Annotated in this window: 17 protein-coding genes and 1 pseudogene; 7 read left to right on the top strand and 11 right to left on the bottom strand. The window is 71.2% G+C overall.

Features of this window, described 5'->3' with window-relative positions; translation table 11 throughout:
* Positions 1-121: 121 nt before the first annotated feature.
* Both IO39_RS10070 and IO39_RS10065 read right to left on the bottom strand, forming a co-directional pair.
* On the bottom strand, positions 122-751 hold the full coding sequence (locus IO39_RS10070) for a response regulator (protein ID WP_043619582.1): 630 nt from the start codon (positions 749-751) through the stop codon (positions 122-124).
* 3 nt (positions 752-754) lie between these two features.
* Positions 755-4,764: pseudogene (locus IO39_RS10065) on the bottom strand (HAMP domain-containing protein).
* Positions 4,765-5,235: 471 nt separating this feature from the next.
* Here IO39_RS10065 and IO39_RS10060 point away from each other — a divergent pair.
* Positions 5,236-6,426 (top strand): PP2C family protein-serine/threonine phosphatase, encoded by a 1,191-nt coding sequence (locus IO39_RS10060; protein WP_043619580.1) that lies wholly within the window; start codon positions 5,236-5,238, stop codon positions 6,424-6,426.
* A gap of 214 nt (positions 6,427-6,640) precedes the next feature.
* Here the strand turns inward: IO39_RS10060 and IO39_RS10055 are convergent, their stop codons facing one another.
* The 3 genes from IO39_RS10055 to rho form a co-directional block, all read right to left on the bottom strand.
* On the bottom strand, positions 6,641-8,401 hold the full coding sequence (locus IO39_RS10055) for a S9 family peptidase (protein WP_043619578.1): 1,761 nt from the start codon (positions 8,399-8,401) through the stop codon (positions 6,641-6,643).
* Positions 8,402-8,563: 162 nt separating this feature from the next.
* Complete coding sequence (locus IO39_RS56675; protein ID WP_211266966.1) at positions 8,564-9,622, bottom strand: putative RNA methyltransferase; 1,059 nt, start codon at positions 9,620-9,622, stop codon at positions 8,564-8,566.
* A 319-nt stretch (positions 9,623-9,941) separates the two neighbouring features.
* On the bottom strand, positions 9,942-11,054 hold the full coding sequence (gene rho, locus IO39_RS10045) for a transcription termination factor Rho (protein ID WP_043619577.1): 1,113 nt from the start codon (positions 11,052-11,054) through the stop codon (positions 9,942-9,944).
* Positions 11,055-11,480: 426 nt separating this feature from the next.
* Between rho and IO39_RS56000 the strand changes: the two genes are divergently transcribed.
* From IO39_RS56000 to IO39_RS10025, 4 genes are all read left to right on the top strand, one after another.
* Complete coding sequence (locus IO39_RS56000) at positions 11,481-11,624, top strand: hypothetical protein (RefSeq protein ID WP_169789043.1); 144 nt, start codon at positions 11,481-11,483, stop codon at positions 11,622-11,624.
* A 114-nt stretch (positions 11,625-11,738) separates the two neighbouring features.
* Positions 11,739-12,479, top strand: a complete 741-nt coding sequence (locus IO39_RS10040) for an MBL fold metallo-hydrolase (RefSeq protein ID WP_245641891.1) — start codon at positions 11,739-11,741, stop codon at positions 12,477-12,479.
* A 47-nt stretch (positions 12,480-12,526) separates the two neighbouring features.
* Entirely contained in the window at positions 12,527-13,504 is a 978-nt protein-coding gene (locus IO39_RS10030) for a TolB family protein (RefSeq protein ID WP_157548132.1), read from the top strand.
* 7 nt (positions 13,505-13,511) lie between these two features.
* The gene (locus tag IO39_RS10025; protein ID WP_043619568.1) at positions 13,512-13,997 is read left to right on the top strand and encodes an NUDIX domain-containing protein; all 486 of its coding nucleotides are present in this window, start codon (positions 13,512-13,514) and stop codon (positions 13,995-13,997) included.
* A 19-nt stretch (positions 13,998-14,016) separates the two neighbouring features.
* On the opposite strand, the gene IO39_RS10020 is transcribed toward IO39_RS10025, so the two are convergent.
* Positions 14,017-15,918, bottom strand: coding sequence for a sensor histidine kinase (locus tag IO39_RS10020; RefSeq protein WP_043619566.1), 1,902 nt, complete (start codon positions 15,916-15,918; stop codon positions 14,017-14,019).
* Positions 15,919-15,980: 62 nt separating this feature from the next.
* Between IO39_RS10020 and IO39_RS10015 the strand changes: the two genes are divergently transcribed.
* On the top strand, positions 15,981-16,409 hold the full coding sequence (locus tag IO39_RS10015) for a hypothetical protein (RefSeq protein WP_043619564.1): 429 nt from the start codon (positions 15,981-15,983) through the stop codon (positions 16,407-16,409).
* 12 nt (positions 16,410-16,421) lie between these two features.
* On the opposite strand, the gene IO39_RS10010 is transcribed toward IO39_RS10015, so the two are convergent.
* Entirely contained in the window at positions 16,422-16,802 is a 381-nt protein-coding gene (locus IO39_RS10010; protein ID WP_043619561.1) for a hypothetical protein, read from the bottom strand.
* Positions 16,803-16,876: 74 nt separating this feature from the next.
* On the opposite strand from IO39_RS10010, the gene IO39_RS10005 reads away from it, so the two are divergent.
* Positions 16,877-17,404 (top strand): DUF6886 family protein, encoded by a 528-nt coding sequence (locus IO39_RS10005; protein WP_043619559.1) that lies wholly within the window; start codon positions 16,877-16,879, stop codon positions 17,402-17,404.
* Here IO39_RS10005 and IO39_RS10000 read toward each other — a convergent pair.
* The 4 genes from IO39_RS10000 to lysS form a co-directional block, all read right to left on the bottom strand.
* Positions 17,370-18,341, bottom strand: a complete 972-nt coding sequence (locus tag IO39_RS10000; protein ID WP_043619558.1) for a ketopantoate reductase family protein — start codon at positions 18,339-18,341, stop codon at positions 17,370-17,372. The genes IO39_RS10005 and IO39_RS10000 overlap by 35 nt on opposite strands.
* Before the next feature lie 19 nt (positions 18,342-18,360).
* Positions 18,361-19,092: a glycosyltransferase family 2 protein gene (locus IO39_RS09995; protein WP_052422682.1), complete on the bottom strand. Its 732-nt coding sequence runs from the start codon at positions 19,090-19,092 to the stop codon at positions 18,361-18,363.
* Between the two features lie 72 nt (positions 19,093-19,164).
* Entirely contained in the window at positions 19,165-19,695 is a 531-nt protein-coding gene (locus IO39_RS09990; protein WP_043619556.1) for an AAA family ATPase, read from the bottom strand.
* Complete coding sequence (gene lysS / locus IO39_RS09985; protein ID WP_043619553.1) at positions 19,692-21,299, bottom strand: lysine--tRNA ligase; 1,608 nt, start codon at positions 21,297-21,299, stop codon at positions 19,692-19,694. The genes IO39_RS09990 and lysS overlap by 4 nt, the downstream gene beginning before the upstream one ends.
* Positions 21,300-21,311: the final 12 nt, after the last annotated feature.

Genomic DNA, 21,311 nt, shown 5'->3' with positions numbered 1-21,311 from the left:
CGGCCCGGCGCGTGTGTGGCCACCCAGGAGGGTCCGGCCCGCCTCACCCTCGCCGCCGGCAGCGCATGGCCGCGCGGACACCCCCCGGGCAGGATGAAGCCCGGGGGTGGCGCGGGAAGGCTCAGGAGAGCGCGTCGAATCCGGCGCGCAGATGCGTCACACGATCGGTCAGATCGGCCAGCGGCACGGCCAGGGCCGGATCCTGCGACTTGCGGGCCAGCTCCCTGACCCTGGCCAGCTCGTCCTCCACCGCCGTCAGCCGCCGCGACAGCTCGGGCAGCACGGACGCGTGGTCGCCCGCCCCCGGCGGCAGCTCGCCGCTGAGGCGGTCGCGGAGCATCGTCGCCTGTTCGGCCAGGCGCTTGTTCATGTTGTACAGCTCGGTGAACACCGACACCTTGGCCCGCAGTACCCAGGGGTCGAACGGCTTGGTCAGATAGTCCACCGCGCCCGCCGCGTAACCGCGGAAGGCGTAGTCGGGAGCGCTGTCCACCACGGTCAGGAAGATGATCGGGATGTTGCGGGTGCGCTCCCGCCGCTTGATGTGCGCGGCGGTCTCGAAGCCGTCCATGCCGGGCATGCGCACGTCCAGCAGGATCAGCGCGAACTCGGTGTTGAGCAGCGCTTTGAGCGCCTCCTCGCCCGACCTGGCGCGTACGGGCACCAGATCGAGCGAGCTGAGGATGGCTTCGAGGGCGATCAGGTTCTCCTCGCGGTCATCGACGAGGAGGATCTTGGCACGATCCGGCATCGATCACGACCCTTCGGCTGTTGAGGCTGACGAGTCGGACGCGGAGCCCCGGCCACGGCTGAGCCAGCCGCGCAACCGTTCGAGCAGGCGGTCCACGTCGACCGGCTTGGGCACATAGTCGGAAGCACCCGAGGCGATGCTCTTCTCCCGGTCGCCCCGCATGACCTTGGCGGTCAGCGCGATGATCGGCAGGTCCGCGAACTGGGGCATGCGGCGGATGGCCGAGGTCGTGGCCCACCCGTCCATCTCCGGCATCATGATGTCCATCAGCACGAGCGCGACGTCCTCGTTTCGTTCGAGCTGCTCGATGCCCTCCCGTCCGTTTTCAGCGTAGACGACGGTCGAGCCGTGCCGCTCCAGCACGCTGGTCAGCGCGAACACGTTGCGGATGTCGTCGTCCACGATCAGGATCTTGGCGCCGTTGAGCGGGTCGTCGCCCTGCCACTGGCTGGGCGTCTCGACCGGCGGCTCGACCAGCTCGGGCATCGGCAGGTCCAGCGAGGGCAGCGGCGGCTCGGGCGTCGTGGAGGCGCCCTGCTGGTCGTCCGACGGCGGCGTCATGAGCTGCCGGCGCGCGGTGGCGGGGTCGGTCGCGGCCAGCGGGCCGGTGTAGGAGGCCGGCAGGTAGAGCGTGAACGTGCTGCCCTGGCCCAGCTCGCTGTCGACGTGGATCTCGCCGCCCAGCAGCCGCGCGATGTCGCGGCAGATCGCCAGGCCCAGGCCCGTGCCGCCGTATTTGCGGCTCGTGGTGCCGTCGGCCTGCCTGAACGCCTCGAAGATGACGTCGCGCTTGTCGGGCGCGATGCCGATGCCGGTGTCGATCACCTGGAAGGCCAGCAGATCGGTGGCGTCGTGGAGGCTGTCGTCGTCGAAGTCGACCCCCGGCGGGGCCATCGCGACGCGCAGCTTCACCTCGCCCCTCGGCGTGAACTTCACCGCGTTGGACAGCAGGTTGCGCAGCACCTGCTGCAGCCGCTGCTCGTCGGCGCGCAGCTCGTGGGGCACGTCGGGATCGACCTCCACGCTGAACGAGAGCCCCTTGTCCTGCGCCAGCGGCGCGAACGCGGCCTCCAGCAGGTCGACCATCTTCGGCAGCGACACCTGGATCGGGTGGATGTCCATCCGGCCCGCCTCGACCTTCGACAGGTCGAGCATGTCGTTGATGAGCTGGAGCAGCGCCGAGCCCGCGCTGTGGATCGTCCGGGCGAACTCGACCTGCTGCGAGGTGAGGTTGCCCTCGGCGTTCTCGGTCAGCAGCTTGGCCAGCACCAGCAGGCTGTTGAGCGGCGTGCGCAGCTCGTGGGACATGTTCGCGAGGAACTCGGACTTGTAGCGCGAGGAGACCGCGAGCTGCTCCGCGCGCTCCTCCAGCGTGCGGCGGGCCTGCTCGATCTGGAAGTTCTGGATCTCGATCGCGCGGTTCTGCTTGGCCAGCAGCGCCGCCTTGTCCTCCAGCTCGGCGTTGGACCTGCGCAGCTCCTCCTGCTGGCGCTGCAGCTCGTCGGAGCGTTCCTGCAGCTCGCGGGTGAGCCGCTGCGACTCGGTCAGCAGGTCCTCGGTGCGGGAGTTGGCGATGATCGTGTTCATCGTGACGCCGATGGTCTCGACGAGCTGCGTCAGGAAGTCGAGGTGCACCTCGCCGAACGGCGTGAACGAGGCCAGCTCCAGCACGCCCAGCACGCGGTTCTCGAACAGGATCGGCAGCACCACGATCTGCGCGGGCGTGGAGCGGCTGAGGCCGCTGTCGATGGTGATGAACTGCGGCGGCACGTCGTCGAGCACGATGTGCCTGCCCTCGCGGGCCGCCTGCCCGACGATGCCCTCGCCGATCGCGAAGCGCTGGCGCGGGCCCCGGTCGGGGCGCACCCCGTAGCCGCCGATGAGGATCAGCTCGTGGTCGCCCTCGGGGTCGATGCTGTAGAAGGCGCCGTAGCGGGCCGAGACCAGCGGCGTCAGCTCGCTCATCGTCAGCTTGGCCACTTCGAGCAGGTCGCGGTGGCCCTGCATGAGCCGGGAGATGCGGGCCAGGTTGGACTTGAGCCAGTCTTGCTCCTGGTTGGCCTGCGTGGTCTCGCGCAGGCTGCCCACCATCGAGTTGATGTTGTCCTTCAGCTCGGCCAGCTCGCCCTGCGCCTCGATGGCGATGGAACGGGTCAGGTCGCCGCGGGCGACGGCGCTGGTCACGGTCGCGATGGCGCGGATCTGCGTGGTGAGGCTGCCCGCCAGCTCGTTGACGCTCTCGGTGAGGCGCTTCCACGTGCCCTCGACGCCCTCGACCCGGGCCTGGCCGCCGAGCTGGCCCTCCGTGCCGACCTCGCGGGCCACGCGGGTCACCTCGGAGGCGAACGACGAGAGCTGGTCGACCATCCGGTTGACGGTCGTCTTGAGCGCCAGGATCTCGCCCTGGGCGTTCACGTCGATCTTGCGGGTGAGGTCGCCGTTGGCGACCGCGGTGGTCACCTCGGCGATGTTGCGCACCTGGTAGGTCAGGTTGTTGGCCATGGAGTTGACGTTGTCGGTGAGGTCTTTCCAGACGCCCGACACGCCCGAGCTGGTCGACCATGGTGTTGAGGGTGTCCTTGAGCTGCAGGATCTCGCCCTGCGCGTCAACGGTGATCTTCTTCGACAGGTTGCCCTGGGCCACCGCGGACGACACCGCCGCGATCTGGCGCACCTGCGAGGTCAGGTTGTTGGCCATCGAGTTGACGTTGTCGGTGAGGTCCTTCCAGACCCCGGACACGCCGCGCACCTGCGCCTGGCCGCCGAGCTGGCCTTCCGTGCCGACCTCGCGGGCCACGCGGGTCACCTCGGAGGCGAACGACGAGAGCTGCTCGACCATCGTGTTCATGGTCGACTTGAGCTCGAGGATCTCGCCCTGCGCGTCGACGTCGATCTTGCGGGTGAGGTCGCCGTTGGCCACGGCCGTGGTGACCTGGGCGATGTTGCGCACCTGGTAGGTGAGGTTGTTGGCCATGGAGTTGACGTTGTCGGTGAGGGAGCTGGTCGACCATGGTGTTGAGGGTGTCCTTGAGCTGCAGGATCTCGCCCTGCGCGTCAACGGTGATCTTCTTCGACAGGTTGCCCTGGGCCACCGCCGTCGCCACGGTCGCGATGCTGCGCACCTGGGAGGTGAGGTTGTTGGCCATGAAGTTGACGTTGTCGGTGAGGTCCTTCCAGACGCCCGACACGCCGGTCACCTGCGCCTGGCCGCCGAGCTGGCCCTCCGTGCCCACCTCGCGGGCGACCCTGGTCACCTCTTCGGCGAAGCCCGAGAGCTGGTCGACCATCGTGTTGACGGTGTTCTTCAGCTCGAACATCTCGCCCACGGCGTCGACCGTGACCTTGCGGCTCAGGTCGCCCTTGGCCACGGCGGTGGTCACCACGGCGATGTCGCGCACCTGCGCCGCCACGCGCGAGGACATCGTGTTGACCGCTTCGGTCAGGTCGCGCCAGCTTCCCGACATGCCGCGCAGGTTGGCGCTGCCGCCCAGCCGGCCCTCGGTGCCCGCCTCGCGCGCCACCCTCGTGACCTCGGAGTTGAACAGCGCGAGCTGGTCGACCATGCCGTTGATGGCCTTGCCCAGCCGGCGCACCTCGCCGCGCGCCGACCGGTCGAGGTCGATGCGCCGCGACAGGTCACCCTTGGCGACCGCGTCGATGACGTCGGCCGCGCCGCTCACCGGGCTCACGAGCGCGTCGATCAGCATGTTGACCGACTCGACGCTCTCCGCCCAGGCGCCGACGCCGGGGCCGGGCGTCAGGCGCTCGCCGAAGCGGCCTTCCTTGACGACTTCTTTACGTACGCGTACCAGCTCGTTGGCGAGATGCTCGCGACGGTCGGCCACTTCGTTGAGCAGCAGCCGCACCTCGCTGAGGATGCCCGGAGGGGCATGAGGAACCCGACGCCGGAAGTCGCCGTCACGCCAAGAGAAGAGAGTCTCCAGGATGGGCACGAGATCCGACTCGGTGTAAGTCCTCTCCTCTGAGCTTGGCGCGGCCTTGGCCGTGGTCATGGGGCCTCCTTCACCCGCTGCTGGCTCCGGCGAGTGATTCAAGTCTGTCACGATGAGTAGCTCGTAGTCCTGTCCTTGGATTTACCCCAAGTCAGCGGGAAGTGTGGTAGGCACGTTGGGATGACTGCTTCTCCCCATGCGGTGCTGGCTGCGACGTTCGCGCCCGGCGAGACCGCTGTGACGGCTGCGATGAGGTTCACGCGCGAGGTGATGACCGCGTGGGCCACCGGTGGCGTGCTCCATACCGCCGAGCAGGCCGCCGCCGATCTGGCCGAGCAGGTCGCTGACGAGCCGTTTGAGGTGATTTGGAAGCATTTCGGGGACGCAGTCCAGGTGGAGTTGCGGCAACGAAACCTCTCCCAAAGCGATCCGAAGGCTCCTTCCGTCAACGTCGAGGAGTGGGGAGTCACCTTTGCGGGCGATTCCCGTGTCCATTGGGCAAGGCTCACGCTACCCGGCTCCGCCGACAGGGTGGCAGCCGAATGGCTGGAGGAGAGCAGCAGGGGGCCGCACTGGCTGGGGTTCCTGGCCGACGCCAGTGACCTGCTCGCCGGCACCCTGGACCCCGACATGGTGCCGGCGATCATCGCCCAGGTGGTCGTGCCCCGGCTGTCGAGCTGGTGCGCGGTCTACACCTCCGACAACTCCGGCCCGCCGCGGCTGGTCTATCTCTGGCACGCCGACGAGGCCAGGATCGACGGGCTGCGCGAGCAGCTCGACGAGATGGACGTCAGCGCCGCCGACACCAGGGTCACCTCCCTGATCCACCTGGCCGAGTCGCAGGTGCTCGCCGTGCCGCTGACCGCGCGCGGGCGCAGCCTCGGCATGATGTGCCTGGGCCGGCCCGACCGCTTCCCCGACGAGGTCATCCAGTTCGCCGAGGACATCGGCAGGCGCGCCGCGCTGGCCATGGACAACGCCCGCCTCTACGCCCAGCAGGCCGCGGCCAACCGGGCCCTGCAGCGCAGCCTGCTGCCGCCCAACGAGCCCGAGGTGCCCGGGCTCGACTACGGCGTCATCTACGAGCCCGCCGGCGAGGCCAACGAGGTCGGCGGCGACTTCTACGACCTGTTCAAGGCGGGCGACGACTCCTGGCGCTTCGCGATCGGCGACGTCTGCGGCACCGGCCCCGAGGCCGCCGCCGTGACCGGCCTGGCCCGCCACACGCTGCGGCTGCTGGCCAGGGAGGGCTACGGCGTCGCCGCGGTGCTCGGCCGGCTCAACCAGGCGATCCTGGAGGAGGGGGAGCGGGCCAGGTTCCTCACGCTGCTGCACGGCGACATCACGCCGGTGCCCGACGGGCTGGAGGTGCGGCTGGTGTCGGCCGGTCACCCCGAGGCCCTGCGGCTCAAGCCGAGCGGCAAGGTCGAGGCGGTGACCACGCCGCAGTCGCTGCTGGGGGTCTTCCACGAGGTGGTGTTCGAGGCCGACACCGTGCACCTCGACCACGGCGACGTGCTGCTGGCCGTGACCGACGGGGTGACCGAGCGGCGCTCGGGCGGGCGGCTGCTCGACGACGACGGCGGCCTGGCCAAGCTGCTGGCCGAGTGCGCGGGGCTGTCGGCCAGGGCGGTGGCCGAGCGCATCCGCAGGGGCGCGGCCGAGTTCGCCTCCGAGCCCAGCGCCGACGACCTGGCCATCGTGGTCCTGCGCGCCCGCTAGCCGCACCGGCCGCACGCCGGTGGTCAGCGGGCTCACCGCGTTTCCCGCGGGGCCGGGGTGTCGCGGCGCGCCGCCGCCAGGGGCGCGCGGGCGGAAGTGGTGCTCAAAGGTGCGCCTTTCGGCCGACTGCGATGGGCGAGACGTTGACAGGGGAGCTGACCGGCACTCAAGGATCAGGGTCAGCGCTATTCTTACAGAGCGTCAACCTGCCAGGTCAACCCACGTGCTTGCGGGCGAATTCGAGCTGGAGCATCGTCTGCGCGATCCGCTCCGCGACCACGAGCGAGCCCCGGATCGCGTCGTAGGTGTAGACCTCGTGCTCGCGGCCGTGCTCGGCCAGCGCGGCCACATATTTCTCGATCTGGCGCAGCGGGCACCGCGTGTCGTTCTCGCCCGCCAGGATCAGCAGCGGGGCCTCGATCCGGTCGACGTAGGTGATCGGGGAGCTGGCGGCGTACCGTTCGGGCTGCTCGTCGGGGGAGCCGCCGAGCAGGGCGCGGTGATAGGCGCGCAGGCTCTCCGCCTCGTCCTCGTAGGAGGTCTGGTGGCAGGCGATCGGCACCGCCGCGATGCCGCACGCCCACAGGCCGGGCTGGGTGCCGAGGCCGAGCAGCGTCAGGTAGCCGCCCCACGCGGAGCCCGCCAGCACCGTACGGTCGGCGTCGGCGATGCCGCGCTCGACCACCCGCCGGCGCACGGCCGCCACGTCGGCCAGCTCGATGTGCCCCACGTCGCCGTGGAGCGCGTTGCGCCAGGCCGAGCCGTAGCCGGTCGAGCCCCGGTAGTTGACCCGCACCACCGCGAACCCCGCGTCCACCCAGGCCGCCACCTCCGGCGAGAACGCGTCGCGGTCGTGCGCCGTCGGCCCGCCGTGCAGCAGGAAGACGGTGGGATAGGGGGCGGCGCCCGCCTCCGGCCTGGACACCAGCGCGTGGATGAGGCCGCCCTCGCCCTCGACGTCGATGTCCTCCACCGGCACGCTCGGCGGGGCCGGCGGGCCGATGGGGTTGACCACGACCTGGCCGGTGCTGGACCGGATGACGGGCGGGCGCGAGGCGTTGGACCAGGAGTATTCGACGTGGCCGCCGGGCCTGGGCGCGGCCTCCTCGATCACGCCCTGCGGCGTCTCGATCAGGGTCAGGCCGCCGCCGGCGAGGTCGTAGCGGTGCAGGTGGCTGCGGGCGCGGTCGTCGCGCAGGATGAGCAGGCCGCGGCCGTCGTCGTACCACTCGGCGGTCAGGTCGCCGGAGTCGCGCAGCCAGATCTCGCGCTGCTCGCCGGTCACCGGGTCCCAGACCAGGGGCTCGTGGCGCTGGCGGCGCTCGTGCAGGGCCAGCAGGCGGCGGTCGCCCGGCACCGGGGCGAAGCTGAGGCCGACCACGCCCTTGGCGGGGCCGTCGTGGAGCTCGCCGACCGTGTCGCCGTTCTGGCGCACGACGCGGAGCGCCGGGTGGCGCACGTCGCCGTATTCGCCGTGGTTGATGGCGATGAGGGAGCCGTCGAGCGACATGGCGGCCACCCAGGCGGCCTCGGAGTGCTCGTACAGGGTGCGGGCCGGCTCGCCCGCGCGCACCAGGTGGATGCGGAACGCCCCTTCGCGGGCCAGGCTGATCGCCGCGACGCCGGTCGTGGACAGCGCGATGCCGCCCGGCTGGCCCGGCGGCAGGTCGGGCGCGACCGGCGCGGCCTCGCCGCCCGTGAACGGCGCGCGCCACCAGCCGCCGAACTCGTCGCCGTCGGTGTCGGCGAACCAGTAGATCCACTGGCCGGTGGGGTCGATCGCGGCGTATGCCGTGCCTTTGGGCTGGTCGGTGACCTGGCGGGTGGCGCCGGTGACGCGGTCCCAGGCGTAGACCTCCCACTTTCCGGTGGCGTTGGAGCGGTAGATGGAGCGGTTCGGGGCCTGGCGCGCCCAGGACGGCAGCGTCATGCGCGACGCCCGGAACCTGGCCTGCCAGCGTTCCTCCGCCTTCATCCGGCGCGCCCCCTCCCTCTGATGTCCCGCGCCTCGGGGCGAGGGATGCCGTCCAGTATTGCGCCTACGCCGGGGAAATACTCCGAGAATGTGGGGGAATTTCGGACTAAATGCCCCATCAGTAACACCAGTCGCAGCTACCCGTCAAGGAACGGGTCTTGATCAGGATGTCGGCGCGAAGGTAGACAGATGAAACGCCGCACGCGTTACTACTTTTTGCTGCTTTTTCGCGACATTCCGGGAGACAAACGCCGCGATTCGCCCATCGAGCGTGGCCGGGTCGTGGTGCCACGCGCTCGGGCCCATCCCGACGACCTGGGCGATGTCGCCATGTGCCAGCTCCATCTCGAACTCGATCGAGCGCCGCCCGGTCTCGGTGAACCCCTCCAGGCTGCGGGCCACCCTGCGCTCCTTCTCCTCGTCCACGGAGAGCAGCCCCAGCTCCTCCACCAGCGGGCTGAGATGCCGGGGCGCGGGCGTGACGACCACGGCCACGCCGCCCGGCCGCAGGATCCGCCGGAACTCCGGCCCGTTCCTGGGCGCGAAGACGTCGATCACCACGTCGGCCACCCCGCTCCTGATCGGAAGCGGGCGCCACACGTCGGCCACGAACGCCCCCGCCCTGGGATGCACCCGCGCCGCCCGGCGTACAGCGTGCTTCGACACATCGAACGCCATCCCGATGCCATCGTTGATCACGTCGAGCGCGCCCGCCAGGTAGTGCCCGGTGCCCGCGCCCGCGTCGACGATCACCGGCCCGGCCCTGCCCGCCGCGCCGCGACCCTCGACGATTTCCGGCTGCCGCCCGGCCCCCTGCGGGTCCAGGCCGTAACCGGCCTCCACTCCCGCCCCACGGTACGCCCTCAACTCCGCGCCGTCATTCGTTTCGGTGGAGGACTCACGTTTTTGTGGAACGTTCTCACCCCGGATGTGCGCCCGCACCCCATCCCCCACCGCATCCGCCACAGCTTCCGCCACCGCATCCGCCACAGCTTCCGCCAGCGGGGCGTAGTGGCCGGCGTCGAGGAACGCGGCCCTGGCGGCCACCATCTCGGCGCTGTCGGCGGTGCCCGGGGGCCTGGAGCCGACGAGCAGGCTCACGTAACCCTGCTTGGCCACGTCGAAGGCATGCCCGCCCGCACACCGCACGACGCCGCCGTGCAGTCGCAGGTCGGCTCGGCAGACGGGACAGATGAGATATTCGACGATGTCAGCCAGCATGCGGCCCATTCTCGTGCACGTCCGAGGCGCCCACTCGCTCGTGCGTCCTGGGCGCTCACTCGCGTGTGCGCCGAGGCGCTCACTCACGTGTGCGTCCGAGTCGCTCGCTCGGGTGCGTCCGAGGCACCTGATCGGGTGTGTCCGAGGCGCCCGCTCGCGGTGCCGGTGAGGAGCCACGCTCCGGTGTGCGGGTGAGGAGCCCCACTTCTGGTGTGCGTCCGAGGCGTTCATTCTGGTGCGCCGGCGCCGTCCGCGTCGTGCCGGGCGTCCGTGCGGCTTCTCGCCGTCGCGGCGCGCGTGGAGGCCGGGGGCTGGGGGATCAGCTGGCGGCTTCGGCGAGGAAGGCGGCGTTGGTGGGGGTGGCGCGGAGTTTGTCCCTGAGGAGTTCGAGGGCCTTGTGCTTCTCCAACGTGGTGAGCGTGCGGCGCAGCCGCCACAGCACCTGAAGGTCCTGGGCCGGCAGCAGGAGCTCCTCGCGGCGCGTTCCGGAGGCGTCGAGGTCCACGGCGGGGAACAGGCGGCGCTCCGCCAGTTCGCGGACCAGGTGCAGCTCCATGTTGCCGGTGCCCTTGAACTCCTCGTACAGGCTGTTGTCCATCCGGGAGCCGGTGTCCACCAGGGCGGTGGCGAGGATGGTGAGGGAGCCGCCGCCCTCCACGTTGCGGGCGGCGCCGAAGAAGCGCTTGGGCGGGTACAGGGCGCGGGCGTCGATGCCGCCCGTGAGCACCCGTCCGCCGGCCGGCGCCAGGTTGTTGTAGGCCCGGCCCAGCCGGGTCAGCGAGTCGAGCAGCAGCACCACGTCCCGGCCGGCCTCCACGAGGCGCTTGGCGCGCTCGAGGGCCAGCTCGGCGACGGCGGCGTGGTCGCGGTCCGGGTGGTCGAAGGTGGAGGAGAAGATCTCGCCCCGGATGCTGGCGCGCATCTCGGTGACCTCCTCGGGCCGCTCGCCCACCAGGACCACCATGAGGTGCACTTCGGGGTGGTTGGCGGTGATGCCGGCGGCCAGCGCCTGCAGCACCATGGTCTTGCCGGCCTTGGGCGGCGCGACGATGAGGCCGCGCTGGCCCTTGCCGATGGGCGCGAACAGGTCGATGACGCGCGTGCTCAGCGCCGGGGTCTCCAGGACGAGCCGCTCGGCCGGATGTACGGGCGTCAGCTCCCCGAACCGGGGCCGCCCGCGCCACTCGGCACTGCCGTTGACCGCGTGCACGTCCACGAGCCTGTTGCCGGCGAAGGAGGCGGTGACGTGGTCGCCGGGACGCAGGTCGTACTGGCGCAGCCGCTCGGGGGGCAGGCGCACGTCGCCCGGGCCCGGCAGGTGGCCCGCCCGCAGGATCGCCGCCTTGTCGTGGACGTCCAGCAGGCCGCTGACGTGGTGGATCTGGTCGGATGCGGCACGCTGCCGCGGAATGGTGGGAGTTTGCACAGTCATGTTGAGCCCCTTGAGGGAGAAGCGGCCGGGACGCGCACGTCACGCCGGTCGCGAAGACGATGAAGAGAGAAGAGAGGTCGTTTCCCCGGCTCAAGAGCGAGGGACGGACCGTTCTCTGGAGATCAAGCGGAGCTGGAGCTCGACGCTCGGTGGCAAGCTACCACACGATCTGACCCATACAACACCTAGCCCTCTTGGGCTATTCCTGGGCTGTTCTCGTGTTTCCACCCGCCCCTGCGGGACAGGAGACGTGACAATGTTCTTCTCGGCGACGTGTTGCGAGGAAAATTACCGCGCACGGTGTGCCGGGCGACACAGAACCCCCACCGATGCAGCGTCATGGTGTCAAGTGGCATGCAGGGCCCCTGCAACTCGGTGAGGGTTCCATGAGGATCGAACACCGCTAGATCTCCTTGGGGGAGCACCATGAAGACCGTCAACCGCTGCCCGCGGTGCCACCACGAGCTGGACGAGGGCCCGATCATGTACCGGTGCGCGAACTGCCGCCGCGCCGTGTACGCCGCCGACCTCGAGAACGAGTACGTTCCGCGCCAGCCGGTGGCCGCCTAGCCTTGCCGGCTGCCACGGCCGCCTGCCCTTGCCCAGGTGCCACGGCCGCCTAGTCTTGCCGGCTGCCACGGCCGCCTGGCCTTGCCGGCTGCCACGGCCGCCTAGTCTTGTCGGGTGCCACACCGACCGCTCACCGTTTCCGGCGTCGAAGTCACGCCGCTCTGCGACGCCGTGGGCCCCATGGGGCCCGCGCTGAGCCGCCCGTCGGCGGAGATGTTCGCCGGGTCCGGGCTCCCCGACGAGCCCTGGGTCCTGCACTTCCACTGCTATCTCGTCCGCGACGCCGCGGACCGGCTGACCCTGGTCGACACCGGCGTCGGCGCCGCGGACTCGCCCGCGTCGAGCTGGGCCCCGGTCCCGGGCACGCTGGCGGCCGAGCTGGCCGCCGTGGGCGTCGCGCCCGCCGAGATCGGCACCGTCGTCCTCACCCACCTGCACAGCGACCACGTCTCCGGCGCGGTCGCCGGCGGCCGACCGCTGTTCGAGAACGCCCAGCACGTCGTCCAGCGGGCGGAGCTGGACGCCGTCGGCGGGCCGGTGCTCGACGAGGTCGTCTCCGTCATCAAGGGGCAGCTCCACGTCGTCGAGGGCGACGCGGAGGCGGCACCCGGCGTGCGCGTGCACCTGGCTCCCGGGCACACCCCCGGCCACCAGATCGTCAGGGTCGGCGAGGTGGCCCTCACCGGCGACCTGGTCCACCACCCGGTGCAGGTGGACGACCCGAGCATCCGCTACCTCTACGACGACGACCCCGAGACGGCCGCGCGCAGCCGTGCCGAGGTGCTCGCCGCGCTCAAGGCCGAGCGGGCGATCCTCGCGACCTCCCACTTCAGCGAGCCCTTCGTGCGCCTGTAGCGCGCCGTGGCCCGATCCGGGCGATCGGGTCGGGCACCATGCTGGTCATGAAGATTCGTCTTGCGGCGGGAGTCGCACTCGGCGCCGCCACCGCTCTGGTGGCCTCCGCGTCCGCCGCGCCCGCGTTCGCCTCCACCGCGGACGCGTCCGCGTCCGCCACGCTCGCGTCCGCGTCCGCGTCCGCCGCGCCCGCGTCGGCGGCGGCCCCTTCGTCCCCCGAGGCCGCGCCGCCCCCGCTGTCCGGCGCCGCCGTCTACGCCACCGCCGCCGGTGACCGGCTCAGCCGGTACGAGGACGGCCGGTGGCACACGCTCGTCAGGTCCCGCTCCATGGCGCAGTACACCGTCTCGCCCGACGGGAGGAAGGCGGCCTGGGTGACGCAGAGCGGCCGGCTCCAGGTCAGCCAGGGCGGCAGGACCACCACGATCGTCAGCGGGCTGCGGGGCGGCACGCCGTGCCTGACCCCGGTCTGGTCCGCCGACTCCGCGCGGGTGGCCTACCCGCAGGGCGACGACACGATCATGGCCGTCAGGGCCGACGGCAGCGCAGCGCCGCGCAAGCTGGGCAGGTCGCCGGGCGTGTGCCACCTGGCCTGGTCGGCCGGCGGCCGGTACGTGGCGGGATACACCGGGGAGGCCGACGCGCTCTACCGGCTCGACGTCAAGACGGGCAAGGCGGCGCGGGCCAAGGGCGTCAAGTGGATCACCCACGTGCAGAGCCTGTCGCCGGACGGGCGCACCGCCGTCGTGGGCTTCCCCGCCGACCCCGACATCCTGGGCGACGGCACCTGGCCCACCGCGTTCAAGCCGGTCGTGCTCGACGTGGTGACGGGCAAGCGGCGGACGCCGGCGGTGAAGGGCCGGCTGCTCGGGGCGCTCCACCTGGCCGACGGGCGCATGGTCGTACGGGTGGCGGGCGCCGCGCACCACACGCTGGTCGTGCTCGACCGGTCGGGCAAGGAGGCGCAGCGGATCGCGGAGCCCGCACAGGCGAAGAAGCAGGCGCTGCTGCAGGTTCTGCCATAGTGCCTGTGTGAGCGATGATTTCTGGACCACGGTCAATCGCGTGATCACGGGGGCGTCGGCGTTCATCACCGACGAGCGAGGCCGGGTGCTCCTGGTCGACCCCAACTACCGGGAGCACTGGTCGTTCCCGGGCGGCATGATCGACGTGGGGGAGCATCCCGCGCAGGCGTGCGCCAGGGAGGTGACCGAGGAGGTCGGGCTCTCGGTCGAGGTCGGCAGGCTGCTGAGCGTGAGCTGGGTCGACGGGCTGTCGCACGTGCCCTATCCGGTGGTCACGTTCATGTTCGACTGCGGCGAGGTCCACTCCGGCACGCCGATCAGGCTGCAGGCCGAGGAGCTCGACGACTACGGCTTCTTCACCTTCGAGGAGGCCCGGCGGCTGCTGGCGGGCAACGTGCACGAGCGGCTGCTGGCCTCGGCGGCGGCGCGTGCGTCCGGCGGGCTGACCTACCTCCCGCCCGCCAGGCCCGCGCCGAAGGGCCACGACACCTGACCTCCCGCGCGCCGGGAGATCACCTGCCGGCCAGGGCGGGCTGGTCGGACAGCAGGGCCGCGGGCAGGGCGACGGTGGCGGTCAGGCCGCCGTACGGCGAGGGCACCAGGGCGACCTTGATGTCGTGCCTGGCGGCCAGCTTGGCGACCACGAACAACCCGAGCTGGTCGCTGTGCGCGAGGTCGAACTCGGGCGTACGCGTCAGCCGGTCGTTCAGCTCGTCCAGCTCGGCCCGGGGCAGCCCGAGGCCGCGATCCTCCACCTCCACGACCAGGCCGTGGGGGGAGGCGTGGCTGCGCACGTCCACCCGGGTCAGGGGCGGCGAGAAGAGGGTGGCGTTCTCGATCAGCTCGGCCATCAGGTGGGCCACGTCGGTGACCGCGGAGCCCACCAGGGCGACGGGCGGCGGCGTGAGCACCTCCACGCGCTCGTACTCCTCCACCTCGGCCACGGCGGCGCGCAGCACGTCGAGGATGGGCACCGGGTTGCGCCAGCCGCGGCCGGGCGCCTGGTCGGACAGGATGATGAGGCTCTCCGCGTGCCGGCGCATGCGGGTGGTGAGGTGGTCGAGCTTGAACAGGTCCGCGAGCTGCTCGGGCGCCTCCGTGGCCCGCTCCATGCCGTCGAGCTGGAGGAGCTGCCGGTGCAGCAGCGACTGGTTGCGCCTGGCCAGGTTCACGAAGACCTGGTTGACGCCGTGGCGCAGCCGGGCCTGGCTCACGGCGGCCTCGACGGCGGTGGACTGCACCTCGTTGAAGGCGTGCACGATGTCGCGCACCTCGGCGGTGTGCGTCTTGACCTCCAGCGGCGCCAGCTCGGCGGCGGTGGGCGGCGCGGTGTTGGTGCGCAGCCGCTCGACCAGCCCCGCCAGCCGCACCTCGGCCAGCTCGGTGGCCGCGTCGCGCAGGCCCGCCAGCTCGCGCACCAGGCGCCGGCGGAAGCGCAGCGAGAGCAGGACGGAGGCGACGACGGCGACCAGGCCGACGCCGCCCGCCACGCCGATCTTGACGAACATGCCGACGGCCGCCGGCGTCACCCGCTCCCTGATGCCCTTGACGGCCAGCGCCTGGGCGCTCTCGACGGCGGCCCAGAGGTTCTCGCCGTCGATGGGCCAGGTGGCGGCGCTGGCGGGCAGCCCGTTGGCCGCCGCCTGCCCCTTGATCGCGTCCTCGGCCTCCAGGAACTCCTTGTAGACAGGCGAGTAGGCGAGCTTCTCGTACGGCCCGCGCAGCTCGCCGTCCAGGTGCGACAGCGCCTGGGAGAACAGCAGCCGCCGGGTCGCCACCATGCCGGTGAACGACTCGCGCTCGCGCTGCTCGACCCGGCCCCTGGCCAGCACGATCGCGATCAGCGCCCGCTCCCTGGACAGCAGGTCCTTGGCCTCGCCGAGCGTGGTGATCGCCCTGGCCTGCTGGTACATGGCCATGTCGGGCACCAGGACCATGGCGTCGTACAGGCGGAAGGAGGCGTCCACGATCTGGCTGTAGCCGTCGATGACGTCGAGCGGCGTGACGAGGGTGGCGTCCACCTCGCGGCGCACGTCGGCGAGCTGGTCGAGCTTGACGTTCAGCGCGTTGAGCTGCGCGGTCATCTCGGGCGACACCTCGCGCAGGCTCGCCGCCCGCGTGCGGAACGTCTGCACGGCCCGGTCGGTCTGGCCGCGCCGCCTGGCCATCGCGTCCGCGCCCTGCCCGGTCACCAGGAACTCCACCGAGGCCAGCCGTTCGTTCTGCAGCTCGACGGTGACCCGCTCCGACGGGTCGGCCAGGTTGGTGGCCAGGTTGTCGATCTCCAGCAGGCGGAGGCCGTCGCCGCCGGTCAGGCTCGCCGCGAACGCCCACAGCCCGACCAGGGACAGCAGGGGCACGAGCAGGAGGATGAGCAGTTTCAGCGCGATGGGGCGGCCACGTGTGGGGGGCATGCGACCTCCGGGGTGCATGATAGATCGCCTCGCAGATTACACCCCCCTTTGGAAGGATTTCTGTGCGTCTTCCGCGTTCTTTCGCCGGATGGACCATCGCGGTCTTCGGCTTCCTCGCCCTCGCGCTCGGCCTGCTCGGGCTGATCTCCCCGGACACGCTGCTGGCGATGCTCGGGTTCGAGGTGCTCGACGTGCGGCCGGCCGGCGACTACACGCTGGTCTACATGGCGGCCAGCTCGATGGCGGCGGTGAACATGGGCGTCTATTACCTGTTCGCCGCCTCGCACGACTACACGCCGTTCTTCCGCTGGACCGTGCCGTTCCGGCTGGTGACGTTCGCGGTCTTCAGCACGCTGGTCCTGACGGGGGCCGCGCCGGCCGAGTTCTTCGGCGTCGGGCTCTGGGAAGGGCTCGGGGCGCTGATCACCGGGTTCGCGCTCTGGCGCGAGGGCAAGCTGATGCCCTCGCGCCGGAGCGCGGACGTGGCCTGACGGCGCTCCCGCTCAGCGGCGGTGCTCGCCGCGGGCGACGAGGCGGTCGCCCTGCTCCTGCTCGTGCGCGTGCTCCTGCTCCAGCTTCCGCTCCTGCTCCAGCTTCCGCTCCAGATCGCGTTTCTCGTTCTCCAGCCTGGCCACCCGGTCGGAAGCCTCGGCCCTGGCGCTGCGCAGCCGGCGGCGCTGCTTGGCGATCCTGCGCGAACCCGAGCCCATCGCCCAGAGACCGAGCAGCAGGACGGCCGTCGCGACCGCCCCCGCCAGGAACATCTCCACGTGGCTGAGCTCGAAGGTGTAACCGAACAGGATGTACCTCGCGCTCTCCTCCGTGAGGACCAGAGCGAAAGCGGCGCCGGCGAGCAGGATCAGGAGCAGTCCCAGTACGATCATCTGACTCACCCCTTGTCGGTAAGAGGCGTTTCTCCTGCCCGTAGATCGACGCGGTATGCGCGATGATGGCGCTCATGAGACCTGAGCCGGGGCAGGTGCTGCACTTCTCCGAAGACCCGACCATCGAGCGGTTCGTCCCGCACGTCGCCGTGACCAGCAAGGAGTCCGAGCCGTACGTCTGGGCGGTGGCCCACGACCGCTGCCCCGACTACTGGTTCCCGCGCGCCTGCCCGAGGGCGATGGCCTGGCGCGGGCCGGACACGACGGAGGAGGACGCGGCCCGGATCATCGGCGCCGGCTGCGGCGAGCGGGTGCACGCCATCGAATACTGCTGGCTGAAGGCGCTGATGGAGGTGCGCCTGTACGCCTACCGCCTGCCGGCCGACGCCTTCGTGCCCATCGGCGACCCGCCGCACGCCGTGGTCTCCAAGGCCCCCGTGGTGCCGCTGGGCCCGCCCGAGCCGGTGGGCGACCTGTTCGAGCTGCACGAGGAGGCCGGGATCCAGCTCAGGGTGCTGGACAACCTGTGGCCGTTCTGGAAGCAGGTGACGGCCAGCACCCTGCAGTTCAGCGGGATCCGGCTGCGGAACGCGCGTCGATGAGGCCCAGGAGGGTCTCGGGCGGCATCGAGCCGGGCGCCCGCCGCTCGCGGGCGAACCGGTTGGCCTCGCGCCGCAGCGTCTCGTTGACCGGCGTCGGCACGCCGTGCTCGCGGCCCAGCAGCACGATCTCGCCGTTGAGGTAGTCGGCCTCGATCGAGCCGCTGCCCCTGGCCAGGCTCTGCCAGGACGACCCGCCGGCCCGGCCGACGCCCTCGATGGGCAGCACCTCGACCTGACGGCCGCGCACCTCGGCCTCCTCGGCGGGCGTGGCGTAGGCGATGCCGGCCCGCTCCAGCACGGTCCTGGCCTCGGCCCTGGCGCGCTCGACGACCTCGGACAGGCCGGGCACGCGGCCGAGGAGCGCCTCGGCGGCGTTGCCCAGGTTGCCGAGCAGCTTGGCGTATTTCCAGCGCATCACGTCGGGCACGGCCCGGCCGATGAGGCCGCGCTTGCCGAGGCCGGCCGCGATCGTCCCGGCCAGGTCGTCCACACCCTGGGGATAACGTCCGAGGTGCAGCAGGCCGGAGTAGGGGTGGCCGTGGGCGGCGACGACGCCGGGCGCGGGGAGCTGCGCGGGCAGCCACACGCACATGCCGTAGACGCGCTCGAAGCGCCGCAGCACCATGCGCTCGTTGGCCACGCCGTTCTGGGCGCACACCACGGGCAGGTCGGAGGGCCAGGGGGCCAGCGCGGCGATCGTGTCCTGGGACTTGGTGGCCAGGATGAGCACGTCGTCATCGCGCGTGGGCACGGGGCCGTCCGCGGCGGGGAGGTCGAGGGTCTCGGTGGACTCGGGGGTGACCAGGCGCAGGCCGTCGCGCTTCAGGGCCTCGTAGTGGGCGCCTCTGGCGATGAGGAGAACGTCGTGCCCGCCCTGAAACAGGCGGGCACCGATGGTCCCCCCGACTGCTCCTGCTCCGATCACTATGTAGCGCATCGTCCGAGGATTTCACTCCTCACTTGGCGAGCGCCACCTGGGTCGCCTGCGCGGTGACCGAGGCGCCGCGCGAGCGCTCGCGCCAGATCGTGCGCAGGACGCGCCAGCCGTCGCGCACCGCGTGGAGGTTGCTCGCGCCGTGGATGCGGGAGCGCTCGTGGCTGGGCACCTCGCGGATGACGAGGCCGGCCCGGGCGGCGCGGACGTTCATCAGGGTCTCGATCTCGAAGCCGTCGCAGTCGAGGTCGAGGGCTTCGAGGTGGCGGGCCCAGAAGGCGTTGTAGCCGTAGCACAGGTCGGTGTAGCGGGTGCCGTAGAGCAGGTTGGTGAGCCCGGTCAGGAACTTGTTGCCGAGCGAGCGGATCGGGCTGAGGTCGTCCGAGCCGCCACCAGGGGCGTACCTGGAGCCCTTGGCGAAGTCGGCGCCGTTGATGAGCGTGGCGACGAAGGAGCGGATCTCGCGGCCGTCGGTGGACCCGTCGGCGTCGATCATGACGATGATGTCGCCCCGCGCGGCCTGGAAGCCCTCGATGAGCGCGTTGCCCTTGCCCCGCCGGGTCTGCACGACGACCCGGAGGTCGGGGCGCAGCCTGCGGGCGACGGCGACGGTGTCGTCGGTGGAGTTGCCGTCGACGAGGATCACCTCGTCGATCCACTGGGGCAGCGTGGCGAAGACGTGGGGCAGGTTCTCGGCTTCGTTCATCGCGGGGACGATGACGCTGACGCTGGCGGCGAAAGGCTGCTGGTTCATGGAACCAAGGTTCTCCCGGCCGCATGCAGTCCGCTTGACAGTTCCTTGCATAGATCAGCGTTATAGGGAATGTCAGCCGATTATGGCCTCCGAAGCCCTCGAAATGATCTCTGTGACCGTTTCTTCGACGCTCTGCCGGGAGTTGTCGAGCCAGAGGCCGAGGCGCGGGGTCTCGCGCCGTAGCGACGCGTCCAGCTGGGCAATCGTCCATCCGCCGGCGTATCCGGACTTCGCCCGGGCCTGCTCGCGGCGCGCCACTTCGGCCGGTTCCGGAGTCAGCACGATGACGTACAAGGGGCGGGTGCGTACGAGTTTCGTGAACCTTTCCAGATCCCTGCCAAGAATGACATCTTGAACAATTGCCGTGAATTCGGCGTCAAAATACAAATCCGCCGTATTAGCGGCAATCCGCTGGCGGAGATGGAGCTGTCGCACCGCCTCGTCGGTCAACTCGGGCGTCATGTCCGCGCGGCCGCTCACCACCATCCGGCGGAAGGCGTCGCCGCGGACGTGGGCCGACCGGGGCAGCCGCTCGGCCAGGGCCTGGGCCACGGTGGACTTGCCCGCGGCCGAGATGCCCGTGATCACGACGACGCCGTTCACGCGCCCACCAGTTTGCGGACCCGGTCGGCGCCCACGGCCATCAGCAGGGTGGGCAGCCTGGGGCCGGTGTCGCGGCCCACCAGCAGCCGGTAGAGCAGGGCGAAGAAGGCCCGCTGCGCCGTCTTCAGCTCCGGCGTGGCCTTGGCGTCGGCGGGCAGCCCGGCCTGGAGCTTGGGCACGCCGTACACCAGCGCGGTCAGCCCCTCCAGGGTCCAGTCGTCCAGCCCGTCGGCCAGCAGCCGCAGGCCCTCGCGCTCGGCCTCCCCGAGCGAGCCGAGCAGCTCGTGGTCGGGCGTCTCCCGCACGCGCGTGCGCTGGTCGGCCGGCAGGTGGACGTCGACCCAGCGCTGCGCCCTGTCGAGCCGGGGCCGGGCCGCGTCGAGCGACTCGACGCCGTCGAGGTCGCGCAGGATGCGCAGCGCCTGCTCGGCGTGGCCAGTCGTGATGTCGGCGACGGAGGCCAGCGTGCGGTAGGGGACCGGATGCGGGGTGGCGGGCAGCGGGCCGGCGGCCGTGGAGGTGGCCCGGTGGTACGCGGCCAGCTCGGCGGGCTGGGCCTGCCCGGCGGCGACCTTGCGGCCCAGGGAGTCCCACTCGTCGTAGAGCCGCTGGATCTCCTGGTCGAAGGCGATCTTGAAGGACTGGGCGGGCTTGCGCCGGGCGTAGAGCCAGCGCAGCACCGGCGCCTCCATGATCTCCAGCGCGTCGGCCGGGGTCGGCACGTCGCCCTTGGAGCTGCTCATCTTGGCCATGCCGGTGATGCCGACGAAGGCGTACATCGGGCCGATGGGCTGCTGCCCGCCGAACACCTCGCCCACGATCTGGCCGCCCACGATCCACGCCGAGCCCGGAGAGTGGTGGTCGACGCCGGACGGCTCGAAGATCACGCCCTCGTGGGCCCAGCGCATCGGCCAGTCGACCTTCCAGACCAGCTTGCCGCGGTCGTGCTCGGCCAGCCGCACGGTCTCGCCGAAGCCGCACTCGCAGGTGTAGGCCAGCTCGGTGGTCTCGTCGTCGTAGTTGGTGACCGTGGTCAGGTCGCGCTCGCACAGGTCGCAGTACGGTTTGTACGGGAAGTAGTCCTCGGCCGCCTGCTGCTTGGCCCGGTAGCGCGACAACACGGCGTCGATCCCGGCCCGCGCGCGCACGGCGGTCAGGATCTGCTCCCGGTAGGCCCCGGAGGTGTACTGGGCGGTCTGGCTGATGCCGTGGTATTCGACGCCCAGCTCCGCCAGGGCGGCGGTCATGGGCGCCTTGAAGTGTTCGGCCCAGTTGGCGTGCGGGCTGCCGGGCGGGGCGGGCACCGAGGTCAGCGGCTTGCCGATGTGCTCGGCCCACGACGGGTCGATGCCCGCGGGCACCCTGCGGAAGCGGTCGTAGTCGTCCCACGACAGCAGGTGCACGCACTCCAGGCCGCGCCGCCTGATCTCGTCGGCGACCAGGTGAGGCGTCATGACCTCACGCAGGTTGCCGAGGTGGATCGGGCCCGACGGGCTCAGCCCGGAGGCGCAGACGATCGCCTTGCCCGGCGCGCGCCGCTCGGCCTCGGCGATGACGTCGTCCGCGAACCTGGAGACCCAGTCGGTCTCCGCACTGTCTGCCATCGCGCCATTCTT

This window comes from Nonomuraea candida (assembly GCF_000725485.1).
In the GTDB taxonomy this organism is placed as follows: Bacteria; Actinomycetota; Actinomycetes; order Streptosporangiales; family Streptosporangiaceae; genus Nonomuraea; species Nonomuraea candida.
Note: the sequence above shows the minus strand (reverse complement) of the source record. Positions and strands in the feature narration are given on the sequence as shown.